At 69.6% G+C, this 11,911-nt stretch carries 6 protein-coding genes and 2 pseudogenes; 4 read left to right on the forward strand and 4 right to left on the reverse strand.

The genetic code is table 11. The annotated features are described in order from the left end of the window. Both A5655_RS28440 and A5655_RS28105 read right to left on the reverse strand, forming a co-directional pair. Positions 1 to 174: pseudogene (locus A5655_RS28440) on the reverse strand (sodium-dependent bicarbonate transport family permease); the annotation flags it as partial. Beyond that, positions 101 to 535: pseudogene (locus tag A5655_RS28105) on the reverse strand (PE family protein); the annotation flags it as partial. The pseudogenes A5655_RS28105 and A5655_RS28440, both read right to left, overlap by 74 nt. Before the next feature lie 308 nt (positions 536 to 843). Here A5655_RS28105 and A5655_RS00005 point away from each other — a divergent pair. Further along, the gene (locus A5655_RS00005) at positions 844 to 1,428 is read left to right on the forward strand and encodes an LppP/LprE family lipoprotein (protein WP_369807117.1); all 585 of its coding nucleotides are present in this window, start codon (positions 844 to 846) and stop codon (positions 1,426 to 1,428) included. A gap of 18 nt (positions 1,429 to 1,446) precedes the next feature. Here A5655_RS00005 and A5655_RS00010 read toward each other — a convergent pair whose 3' ends face one another. After that, positions 1,447 to 1,806, reverse strand: a complete 360-nt coding sequence (locus tag A5655_RS00010) for a hypothetical protein (RefSeq protein WP_082978391.1) — start codon at positions 1,804 to 1,806, stop codon at positions 1,447 to 1,449. A gap of 141 nt (positions 1,807 to 1,947) precedes the next feature. Here A5655_RS00010 and A5655_RS00015 point away from each other — a divergent pair, with 141 nt between their 5' ends. Then, positions 1,948 to 5,346, forward strand: a complete 3,399-nt coding sequence (locus tag A5655_RS00015) for a TM0106 family RecB-like putative nuclease (protein ID WP_067004248.1) — start codon at positions 1,948 to 1,950, stop codon at positions 5,344 to 5,346. Positions 5,347 to 5,428: 82 nt separating this feature from the next. Here the strand turns inward: A5655_RS00015 and A5655_RS00020 are convergent, their stop codons facing one another. Then, positions 5,429 to 7,228: an MFS transporter gene (locus A5655_RS00020; RefSeq protein WP_082978389.1), complete on the reverse strand. Its 1,800-nt coding sequence runs from the start codon at positions 7,226 to 7,228 to the stop codon at positions 5,429 to 5,431. A 133-nt stretch (positions 7,229 to 7,361) separates the two neighbouring features. Here A5655_RS00020 and A5655_RS00025 point away from each other — a divergent pair, with 133 nt between their 5' ends. Next, complete coding sequence (locus A5655_RS00025) at positions 7,362 to 8,129, forward strand: hypothetical protein (RefSeq protein WP_067004250.1); 768 nt, start codon at positions 7,362 to 7,364, stop codon at positions 8,127 to 8,129. A 154-nt stretch (positions 8,130 to 8,283) separates the two neighbouring features. Beyond that, a partial coding sequence (locus A5655_RS00030) for a multifunctional oxoglutarate decarboxylase/oxoglutarate dehydrogenase thiamine pyrophosphate-binding subunit/dihydrolipoyllysine-residue succinyltransferase subunit (RefSeq protein WP_067004252.1) occupies positions 8,284 to 11,911 on the forward strand: 3,628 nt, incomplete at its 3' end.

Consider the following 11,911-nt stretch of genomic DNA (forward strand, 5'->3'; position numbering starts at 1 on the left):
ACCGCGGTGGCGCAGCCGCATCACCAGGTACAGCGCCACCAGGCAACCGGGGATCTCCATGATGGCCAGCAGGACCTGCATGTACGCGTTGAATGCGAAGCCCCGCCCCGCCCGAACCACCATTGCCACCGTTGCCGACCAAAATCCCGCCCGGGCCGCCGGGTAAACCGCTGCCCGGGGCCGCATTAGTGCCATCACCGATCAACGGGCGTCCGAGCAGCGTCTGGGTGGGCGCGTTGACCACGCCGAGAATGTCCTGCTCGATTGTTTGCAGGGGCGACGCATTGGCGGCTTCCGCGAGCGCATACGCGCCGCCCGCACCCTTCAATGCCCCCACAAATTGGTCATGAAATGCCGCCGTTTGCGCGCTCAGCGCCTGATAGTCCCGGGCGTAGCTGGCGAACAATGCGGCGATCGCCGCCGACACCTCATCCTCGGCCGCCGCCGCCAGCTGCGTCGTCGAACCCGCCGCGGCCGCATTGGCCGCCTCAAGCGCCGACCCGATCCCGGTCAGATTCGCCGATGCCGCCGCCATCGCTTCCGGCCCAGCCACCACAAATGAGGACACCAGCCGCTCCCGTCCAGTCGCCCCCGGATCGGCCCCACGACATTATTGACTACGGGCGTTATCCCAGGTGGGACATACGCGCAATTCACAGAATCCACCAACCATTTCCAAACTTTCCGTTTGAATTCAATTCCACGTTGGTAATTGCTCGCGCTTGATTTCGATGCACTTGCCCGGTGAGACCGACGAGGACCGGTATCCGGGGAGCCCGTTCGTCAGGGCACGCGGCCACGCCTGCCGCACCCGTCGGTCGGATAACGGTACGGTTTCGCGATGTGTGTTCGCTAACCCGTCGCGCCGAGCCACTGGCCGGCCTCGCTTTGATCGCCGCGGCGCTAACCGGTTGCGGTTCAGGGGATTCCACCGTCGCCAAGACACCGCAGGCCACGACGACGACGTCGACCGCGTCGATCACCGCCCCGGCCACGCCGATGCCGACGTCCGGCGTCGCCGCCCCGCCGACCAGCGCGGCGCCCGACCCGTGCGCGGTGAACCTGGCCTCGCCCACCATCGCCAAGGTCGTCTCCGAGCTGCCCAAAGACCCGCGCAGCCAGCAGGGCTGGAATCCCGAACCGGTGGCCGGCAACTACAACGAGTGCGCGCAGCTCTCGGCGGTGATCATCAAGGCGAACACCAACGCGGTCAACCCGACGACGCGGGCGGTGCTCTTCCACCTCGGCCAGTTCATCCCGCAGGGCGTGCCCGACACCTACGGGTTCAACGGCATCGACGCGGCGCAAACCACCGGCGACACGGTCGCCTTGACCTACCCCGGCGGGATCAACGGCCTCAACACGGACGTCCGATTCCATTGGGACGGCAACGGCGTCCAGCTGATCGGTAACGGCCCCGGCCACTGAGCCCGGGGCGAACCCGCGTCAGCCGCTCACCACGAGCGGAAGCGAGATCACGCCGGGGCCGCCGGCGACGACGATCACCCAGCGGCCGTCGACGGGCAGGGCCACCTCGACCGGGAAGAAGGCGAAGCCGATCTCGCCGACGGTGGCGGCCGCGGGCATCTGGAAGGCGACGCGCAGGGGCTCGTCGCCCGTCGGGGGCCAGATCTCGACGTCGACCCGGTCGCCCTCCTCCTCGGCATCGGACTGCGTCAGCACCACGAGCAGAAAACGGGCGAACCGGTCGGGCCCGACGATGAATCGGGACAGCACGCCGCCGGTCACGTTCAGCTTGTTGTCGACCACCGCGGCCGCTTCGGCGAGAAAGGCCCCCGTAACGATCACCTGCCGAAGCTACCGCCTGAGTGCGCCGGCGCGGCACGCGCCCCGGCGACTCGGCTACTTCCGCTGCGGCACAATGCATTCCAGGCGCCGCGGAAAACTTCCGTTTTCGTGTCGGTCCCCTCGCCTACAGTTGCAGCTGTGTTCGTCACCGGTGAAACCGTCGTCTACAGCGCGTCGGACCTCGCGTCCGCCGCCCGGTGCGAATACGCCCTATTGCGGGATTTCGACGCGAAACTCGGCCGCGGCCCGGCCGTCGCCGTGGAGGACGAGCTGCTCGCCCGGACCTCCGCCCTCGGCACCGAGCACGAACGACGCCGCCTCGACAAATATCGGGACGAATTCGGCGACGGTGTCGCGGTAATCGGCCGCCCGGCCTACACGCTGGCCGGGCTGACGGCCGCCGCCGAGGCAACCCGGCGCGCGATCGCTGACCGCGCCCCGGTGGTGTATCAGGCCGCGATGTTCGACGGCCGATTCGTCGGGTTCGCCGACTTCCTGGTGCTCGACGGCGAGCGGTACCGGGTCGCCGACACCAAGCTGGCCCGCTCGCCCAAGGTGCCCGCGCTGCTGCAGCTGGCGGCCTACGCCGACGCGCTGGGCGCCGCGGGCGTCCCGGTCGCGCCGGAGGCCGAACTGGAGCTGGGCGACGGCGCCGTCGTGCAGTACCGCGTCGGCGACCTGATCCCGGTTTACCGTTCCCAGCGCGCGCTTTTGCAGCGACTGCTCGACGAGCACTACGCCGCGGGCACGCCGGTCCGCTGGGACGACCAAAACGTAGGCGCGTGTTTCCACTGCCCGCTGTGCACCGAGCAGCTGCGCGCAACCGACGACCTGCTGCTGGTCGCCGGGATGCGAGTCACCCAGCGCGACAGGCTCATTGACGCCGGCATCACCACCGTCACCGCGCTGGCCGACCGCACCGAGCCGGTGCCGGACCTGGCGCCGAGCGCCCTCGATAAACTCGCCGCGCAGGCCAAACTGCAAGTCCGGCAACGCGACACCGGCACCCCGCAATACGAGATCGTCGACCCGCAGCCGCTGACGCTGCTGCCCGAGCCCGACCCCGGTGACCTGTTCTTCGACTTCGAAGGCGACCCGCTGTGGACGGCCGACGGACACGACTGGGGCCTGGAGTATCTGTTCGGCGTCCTGGAGGCAGGCGGGGAATTCCACCCGCTGTGGGCGCACAACCGGGTGGACGAGCGCAAGGCGCTCACCGACTTTCTCGCGATGGTGAAGAAGCGCCGCAGGCGCCGCCCCAACATGCACATCTACCACTACGCGCCCTACGAAAAGACCGCGCTGCTGCGGCTCGCCGGACGGTACGGGGTCGGCGAGGACGACGTCGACGAACTGCTACGCAGCGGTACGCTGGTCGACCTGTATCCCGTGGTGCGCAAGAGCATTCGGGTCGGCGCGGAGTCGTTCGGCCTCAAGGCGCTCGAGCCGCTGTACATGGGCGCACAGCTGCGCGCCGGTGACGTCACGACGGCCACCGAGTCGATCACGTCCTACGCCCGCTACTGCCAGCTCAAGGACGAAGGCCAACTGGACGACGCCGCGTCCCTGCTCAAGGAGATCGAGGAATACAACCACTACGACTGCCGGTCCACCCAGGCACTGCGCAACTGGCTGATGCTGCGCGCCTACGAATCCGGCGTCGTACCCGTTGGCGCGCAACCGGTTCCGGAGGGCAACCGGGTCGAGGACCGCGACCGGCTGGCGACGACGTTGTCGGCGTTCACCGGCGACGCCGGCGTCGGCGCGCGCACGGCCGAACAGACGGCGGTGGCGCTGGTGGCCGCGGCACGCGGCTACCACCGGCGCGAGGACAAGCCGTTCTGGTGGGCGCATTTCGACCGGCTGAACTTCCCGATCGAGGAGTGGTCCGACGAAACCGACGTCTTCCTCGCCGATGCGGCCTCGGTCGAAGCCGACTGGCACACGCCGCCCCGCGCCCGCAAGCCGCGGCGACACGTGCGCCTGACGGGAGAGCTGGCGCGCGGCGACCTGATGACCGACGTATTCGCGCTCTACGAGCCCCCGGCCCCGCCGGGAATGGCCGACAACCCTGACCGGCGCGCTGCCGGCCGCGCCGAGGTGGTGGCGGTCGACGATCCGGCCGTACCCACGCAGGTGGTGATCGCCGAGCGAGTCGGCAAGGACGGCAACACCTTTGAGCAGCTGCCGTTCGCCCTCACCCCGGGACCGCCCATTGCCACGACCGCCCTCAGGGAGGCGATCGAAACGACCGCGGCCGCGGTGGGCGTCGGCCTGCCGAGGCTGCCGTCGACCGCGGTGATCGACGTCCTGCTGCGCCGCGCGCCGCGCACCAAAAGCGGTGGCCCGCTGCCGCGCCGCGGCGACGCAGTCGACGACATCACCGTCGCCGCGCTCGATCTCGACTCCTCGTACTTGGCCGTGCACGGCCCGCCGGGTACCGGCAAGACGCACACCGCCGCCCGGGTGATCAAGACCCTGGTCGCCGACCACGGCTGGCGCGTCGGGGTGGTGGCGCAATCGCATGCCACGGTGGAGAACCTGCTGGGCTGCGTGATCGACGCCGGCCTGGATCCGGCCCGGGTCGCTAAGAAACCCGCCGGCCACGACGCCCCCCGCTGGCAGGAAATCGACTCTAGCGACTACCCGGCCTTCATCGCGAACCCGACGGGCTGCGTGATCGGCGGCACCGCCTGGGATTTCGCCAACGCGAACCGGGTGCCGCCGGGCGTCCTGGACCTGCTGGTGATCGACGAGGCAGGCCAGTTCTGTCTGGCCAACACCATCGCCGTGGCACCGGCGGCCGCCAACCTGCTGCTGCTCGGCGATCCGCAGCAGCTGCCACAGGTCAGCCAGGGAACGCATCCGGAACCGGTCGACACCTCGGCGCTGGACTGGCTGGTGGACGGCCGGCGCACCCTGCCCGACGAGCGCGGCTACTTCCTGGACTGCTCGTATCGCATGCATCCGGCGGTCTGCGCCGCGGTCTCCGCGCTGTCCTACGAGGGCCGGCTGCACTCCCACGAGTGCACCGAGGCGCGCCACCTCGACGGGCAGAGCCCGGGCGTGCACGTGAGCGTCGTGGAACACCAAGGCAATTCGACGGACAGCCCCGAGGAGGTCGACGCAATCGCCGCGCATGTCAAGCGCCTCCTCGGCCGGGCGTGGACCGACGAACACGGCACCCGGCCGCTGGCCGCCTCCGACGTGTTGGTGCTGGCGCCCTACAACGCCCAGGTGACGCTGATCCGGCGGCGGCTCGGCGAGGCGGGGCTGGGAGCGGTCCGGGTCGGGACCGTCGATAAGTTCCAGGGCGGGCAGGCGCCGGTGGTGTTCGTGTCGATGACGGCCTCGTCTGCCGACGTGGTGCCGCGCGGGATCTCGTTCCTGCTCAACCGGAATCGGCTCAACGTCGCCATCAGCAGGGCGCAGTACGCGGCGGTGATCGTGCGCTCGCGGCTGCTCACCGAGTACCTGCCCGGTACGCCCGCCGGGCTGGTCGACCTGGGCGCGTTCCTCGCGCTGACGCGCGACTAGTGCGCCGAGTGTGGGGGCTACGTATCAAAATTCGACAAAATCCGTACATAACCCCCACAGTCGGCGCGGCGAGAGGGACTAACTAGGACGAGTGCCGGCCGTAGCCGGCGGTGTCGTCGTCCGGATCCGGGCGGTAGCGATGACCCGGCGACGCCATCGGGCGAAGCCGCTTCCCGCCCTCGACGCGAGACCCGTTGTGCGCGAATCCAATCGGTCCGGCCGGGACGGGCTTGCGCACGGGTACCGCCCGGGCACGGGGCGGCGGCGCCACGTCCGGTTCGCGAACCAGCAGAAATTCCACGTAGTCGTCGTCGTCATAGTCGTCGGCCACGTCGCCCTCATAAGGCAGCCCCGCGGCCGCCGCCGGCGCGAACCCGAGCACGAACAGCGACGCGAGGACGCCGAACAACACGACGAACGCGGGCAACAGCACCGACTGCGCCATCGCGGCCGCGAACGGCTCGCGCAGGAACTCGGGCAGCTGCACCGCGGTGGCGTCCTCCGCCGAGGCCGACGGGGCCGCCGACGGCATCTCCGAACCGATCCGCCACGTCATGAACGCGGCCATGCCCGCGCTCCCGAGCACGGCGCCGAGTTGCCGCACCGAGTTGAAGACCGCCGAGCCCGCCCCGGCCAGCTCCGGGGACAGGTTGCGCGTCGCGGTCGCCGTCAGCGGCGCCCACACGAAGGCGCTGCCCACACCGATCACGGCGAAGGCCAGCAGCAGCCGCCAGATCGGCGTCGACGGGGACATCTCGAACGACAGCCAGGTGAGCCCGATCGCCATCGTCGAGAAGCCGAAACCGAGCACCGGCCCGGGGTGGTACCGGTCGACGATCATCCCCACGAACGGCGCCAGCGCGCCGCCGACGACGGCCATCGGCGCGATCACCAGCGCCGAACGCGTCGACGACAGCCCGCACCCGGCCTGCAGGAAGAACGGCAGCGGCAGCATCATCGCCGTCATCGCGAACGCGGTGACGGCGACCCCGGCGTTGCACAGGCCGAAGTCGCGGTCGGCGAAGACGCGCAGCGGGATCAGCGGCTCGCGGGTGTTGACGGCCTGCCAGTACACGAACACCGACATGCATCCGGCGCCGGCGACGATCATCGCCCAGACCCAGGGCTGCCAGTGGGCGGCCTGGCCCTCCTGCAGGCCGAAGACGATGAGGAACATGCCCACCCCGGACAGCCCGACGCCCACCAGGTCGAAGCGCTGCGCCTGGGTGGGCAGCACCGGCACCAGCCACGCCGCCAGCGCAAGCCCGGCGGCGCCGATGGGGACGTTGATGAAGAAGATCCACTGCCAGCCCAGCCCGTCGACCAGCGCGCCACCGGCCAGCGGCCCGACCAGGGTGGCCACACCGGCGGTGGTGCCCCACACGCTGACCGCGACACCGCGCCGCTCCGGCGGGAAGACCCGGGTGATCATCGACAGGGTCTGCGGGGTGAGCACGCCGGCGCCGACGCCCTGGACCACCCGGGCGGCGATCAGCACCGCCACACTGCCGGACAGCCCGCACCACAGCGACGCGAGCGTGAACAGGCCCAGCCCGAGGAGGTAGAGGTTCTTGGTGCCGAACCGGTCACCGAGCCGCCCGGCCACCAGCAACACCACCGCGCATCCCAGCAGGTAGGCGCTGGTCACCCAGACCACGGTGGCGTACCCGGTGTGCAGGTCGATCTTGATGGTCGGGTTGGCGATGACGACGATCGTGGAGTCGACCATGATCATGAAGAAGCCGATCATCATCGCGAACAGGGCGTTCCAGGGGTTCCGTGGGCCGGACGCGAGCAGGGAGTTCCAGCGCTTCATCAACTCGGCGCGACTCGGCCCCGCGCGCCGGATCCCCCCCGGCGACCAAGGCGTCGCCGTGTTCATCTGCCGTAACCCCCTCGCACCGTCGGCATGAATCGCCACCCAGCCCGCATTATCCCGCGTGGGCAAATGCGCCGCTCGGCCGCGCATCCGTGACCGCACGTTAGCCTGGAAGGACATGTGGAAGAGAGGCAGTATGCGGGCCCGACGGAACAGAGCGTCACGCATGCCGACGCCGGAGCAGGCGGCGGCCGGCCCGGGCGGCCGGCCCAAGGCGTCGGCGCGGGCATTGGCGCAGGTCATCGAGCGCAGCACGCGCGTCCACGGCCCCGCCGCGGAGGCCTACGTGTCGAGGTTGCGCCGCGCGCACCCGGCCGCCGGCCCCGCCGAGATCGACGCCAAGCTGGAGAAGCGCTTCCTGGCGGCGCTGACGGCCAGCGGCGCCGCGGTCGGCTCGGCCGCGACGTTTCCCGGCGTCGGCACGTTGACGGCGGTGTCCGCGGGCGCCGGGGAAACCGTCTTCTTCATCGAGGCCACCGCGCTGTTCGTGCTGGCCAAGGCGGTCGTCTACAACATCCCGGCCGACCACCGCGAACGCCGGCGCGCGCTGGTCCTTTCCGTCCTGGTCGGCGACGACAGCCAGCGCGCCATCGGCGAGCTGATCGGACCCGGACGCACCAACGGGGGCTGGCTGGCCGAGGGCATGGCGTCGCTGCCATTGCCGACGCTGTCGCGGTTGAACAGCCGGATGCTCAGCTACTTCGTCAAGCGCTACGCCCTGCGCAAGGGCGCCCTGATGTTCGGCAAGGCGCTGCCCGTCGGCATCGGCGCCGTGGTCGGCGGCGCCGGCAACCGGATGGTGGGCAAGAAGATCGTCCGCAACGCCCGCCACGCGTTCGGCTTGCCGCCCGCGCGCTGGCCGAGCACGCTGCGGCTGTTGCCGCCGGTCCACGAAGCCGGCTGACGGCGGCCCGACCCGGTCCCTCTCGCGAATCGCTCGCGAAAGGTTAGCCTTTATTGGGGCGGAAACGTTCCAGGACCATTGCGGGAGTGAGGTGCCCCGCCGATAACGCGTACAGCGCGCCTGCAGGACAAAAGAATTGAGGCGAACAGCGGCCGTGAGCAACATGTCACCATTCGGGCAAAACGAATGGCTGGTCGAGGAGATGTACCGCAAGTTCCGCGACGACCCCTCCTCGGTCGACCCGAGCTGGCACGAGTTCCTGGTCGACTACAACCCCGAACCCGCCACCGAGGCGACACAAGCGGCCTCACCCGACGGACAGGGCGCCGTGGCGGCGAACCCCGCCGAGGCGAAGCCGGCACCGCCGCCACCCACCGCCGGCAACGGCGCCCCGGCACCGGCCGCCCCGGCACCCGCGGCGCCGGCACCCGCGGCGCCGGCCAAGCCCGCCGCTCCCGCGCCGGCCGAGGGCGACGAGGTGCAGGTGCTGCGCGGCGCGGCCGCCGCCGTCGTCAAGAACATGTCCGCGTCGCTGGACGTGCCGACGGCGACCAGCGTCCGGGCCGTCCCGGCCAAGCTGCTGATCGACAACCGGATCGTCATCAACAACCAGCTCAAGCGCACCCGCGGCGGCAAGATCTCCTTCACCCACCTGCTGGGCTACGCACTCGTGCAGGCGATCAAGCAGTTCCCGAACATGAACCGGCACTACGCCGAGGTCGACGGCAAACCGACCGCGGTCACGCCCGCGCACACCAACCTGGGCCTGGCCATCGACCTGCAGGGCAAGGACGGCAAGCGGTCCCTGGTGGTGGCCGGCATCAAGCGCTGCGAGGAACTGCGCTTCGCGCAGTTCGTCACCGCCTACGAGGACATCGTGCGCCGCGCCCGCGACGGCAAGCTGACCGCGGAAGACTTTGCGGGCGTGACGATTTCGCTGACCAACCCGGGCACCATCGGCACCGTGCACTCGGTGCCGCGGCTGATGGCCGGCCAGGGCGCCATCATCGGCGTCGGCGCCATGGAATACCCCGCCGAGTTCCAGGGCGCCAGCGAGGAGCGCATCGCCGAGCTGGGCATCGGCAAGCTGATCACCCTGACCTCGACCTACGACCACCGCATCATCCAGGGCGCGGAGTCCGGCGACTTCCTGCGCACCATCCACGAGATGCTGCTCTCGGATGCCTTCTGGGACGAGATCTTCCGCGAGCTGGGCAACCCATACCTGCCGGTGCGCTGGAGCACCGACAACCCGGACTCGATCGTCGACAAGAACGCCCGGGTGATGGAGTTGATCGCGGCCTACCGCAACCGCGGGCACCTGATGGCCGACATCGACCCGCTGCGCCTGGACAGCACCCGGTTCCGCAGCCACCCCGACCTCGAGATCCTCAACCACGGCCTGACGCTGTGGGACCTCGACCGCGTCTTCAAGGTCAACGGCTTTGCCGGCTGCGAATACAAGAAGCTGCGCGACGTGCTGGGCCTGCTGCGCGACGCCTACTGCCGCCACATCGGCGTGGAGTACACCCACATCCTCGAACCCGAACAGCAGCGCTGGCTGGAAGAGCGGGTCGAGACCAAGCACGTCAAACCGACCGTGGCCGAACAGAAGTTCATCCTGAGCAAGCTGAACGCCGCCGAGGCCTTCGAGACGTTCCTGCAAACCAAATACGTTGGGCAGAAACGATTCTCGCTGGAGGGCGCGGAAAGCGTGATCCCGATGATGGACGCCGCCATCGACCAGTGCGCCGAGCACGGCCTCGACGAGGTGGTCATCGGGATGCCGCACCGCGGCCGGCTCAACGTGCTGGCCAACATCGTCGGCAAGCCGTACTCGCAGATCTTCTCCGAGTTCGAGGGCAACCTCAACCCGTCGCAGGCGCACGGCTCCGGCGACGTCAAGTACCACCTGGGCGCCACCGGCGTGTACCTGCAGATGTTCGGGGACAACGACATTCAGGTGTCGCTGACCGCCAACCCGTCCCACCTGGAGGCCGTCGACCCGGTGCTGGAGGGCCTGGTCCGGGCCAAGCAGGACCTGCTGGACCGCGGCGCCGACGACGACGGCGGCAAGAGCTTCTCGGTGGTGCCGATGATGCTGCACGGCGACGCCGCCTTCGCCGGGCAGGGGGTCGTCGCCGAGACGCTGAACCTGGCGAACCTGCCCGGTTACCGCGTCGGCGGCACCATCCACATCATCGTCAACAACCAGATCGGCTTCACCACCGCGCCCGAGTACTCGCGCTCCAGCGAATACTGCACCGACGTCGCAAAGATGGTGGGGGCGCCCATCTTTCACGTCAACGGCGACGACCCGGAGGCCTGCGTGTGGGTGGCCCAGCTGGCCGTCGACTTCCGGCAGCGCTTCCACAAGGACGTCATCATCGACATGCTGTGCTACCGCCGGCGCGGCCACAACGAGGGCGACGACCCGTCGATGACCAACCCGTACATGTACGACGTCGTCGACACCAAGCGCGGGGCGCGCAAGAGCTACACCGAGGCCCTGATCGGCCGCGGCGACATCTCGCTGAAGGAGGCCGAGGACGCGCTGCGCGACTACCAGGGCCAGCTGGAGCGGGTGTTCAACGAGGTCCGCGACCTGGAGAAGCACGGCGTGCAGCCCAGCGCGTCGGTGGAGGCCGACCAGCCGGTGCCCGCCGGGCTGGCCACCGCCGTGGACAAGTCGCTGCTGGCCCGCATCGGCGACGCTTTCCTTTCCGTGCCAGACGGTTTCACCGCGCACCCGCGCGTGCAGCCGGTGCTGGAAAAGCGCCGCGAGATGGCCTACGAGGGCAAGATCGACTGGGCGTTCGGCGAGCTGCTGGCGCTGGGTTCGCTGGTGTCCGAGGGCAAGCTGGTGCGGTTGTCCGGGCAGGACACCCGGCGCGGCACCTTCTCCCAACGGCATTCGGTGATCATCGACCGCAACACCGGCGAGGAGTTCACCCCGCTGCAGCTGCTGGCGACCAACCTCGACGGCACCCCGACCGGCGGCAAGTTCCTGGTGTACGACTCGCCGCTGTCGGAGTACGCCGCCGTCGGCTTCGAATACGGCTACACCGTGGGCAACCCGGACGCGCTGGTGTTGTGGGAGGCGCAGTTCGGCGACTTCGTCAACGGCGCGCAGTCGATCATCGACGAGTTCATCAGCTCGGGCGAGGCCAAGTGGGGCCAGCTGTCCAACGTGGTGCTGCTGCTGCCGCACGGGCACGAGGGGCAGGGACCCGACCACACCTCCGGGCGCATCGAGCGCTTCCTGCAGCTGTGGGCGGAGGGGTCGATGACGATCGCGATGCCCTCGACGCCGTCCAACTACTTCCACTTGTTGCGCCGGCACGCGCTGGACGGCATCCAGCGCCCGCTGATCGTGTTCACCCCGAAGTCGATGCTGCGCAACAAGGCGGCGGTCAGCGACATCAAGGACTTCACCGAGATCAAGTTCCGCTCGGTGCTCGAGGAGCCCACCTACGAGGACGGCATCGGTGATCGCGGCACGGTCCGGCGGATCCTGCTGACCAGCGGGAAGATCTACTACGAGCTGGTGGCGCGCAAGGCCAAGGACAACCGCGACGACGTCGCGATCGTGCGCATCGAGCAGCTCGCGCCGCTGCCCAAGCGCCGGCTCAACGAGACGCTGGACCGCTACCCGGCGGCCGAGGAGTTCTTCTGGGTGCAGGAGGAGCCGGCCAACCAGGGCGCGTGGCCGCGCTTCGGGCTGGAGCTGCCAGAACTGTTGCCGGACAAGCTAACCGGGCTCAAGCGCATCTCGCGCCGGG

It is taken from the genome of Mycobacterium sp. 1081908.1 (assembly GCF_001673535.1).
Lineage (GTDB): Bacteria > Actinomycetota > Actinomycetes > Mycobacteriales > Mycobacteriaceae > Mycobacterium.